Genomic DNA, 235 nt, shown 5'->3' with positions numbered 1-235 from the left:
CGAGAGCCGTCCATGTTCGATTTCCGCCGTGTCCTGTTCCTGATGATCGGCGCCGCCCTGGCGCTCGGCTTCACGCTCGCGGGCTGGCTGGGCTGGCAGCGCGCGATCATCGTCGCGGCCAACAGTTTCTTCTTCGTCTACCTGGCCTACGACATCCCCGCCTTGTGGCGCCTGAGCGGCGAACGCCTGCGCAAGGTCGCCGTGCGCAGCGACGTGCCGGTCTACGCGTTGTTCA

1 protein-coding gene is annotated in these 235 nt (G+C 66.8%); it reads left to right on the top strand.

The genetic code is table 11. The features are described 5' to 3' along the window. Positions 1–12: 12 nt before the first annotated feature. A partial coding sequence (locus tag HKX41_13555; protein NNC25159.1) for a hypothetical protein occupies positions 13–235 on the top strand: 223 nt, incomplete at its 3' end.

This window comes from Salifodinibacter halophilus (genome assembly GCA_012999515.1).
GTDB classification, from domain to species: Bacteria; Pseudomonadota; Gammaproteobacteria; order Nevskiales; family Salinisphaeraceae; genus Salifodinibacter; species Salifodinibacter halophilus.
This window is presented reverse-complemented; position numbering and strand designations above follow the sequence as displayed.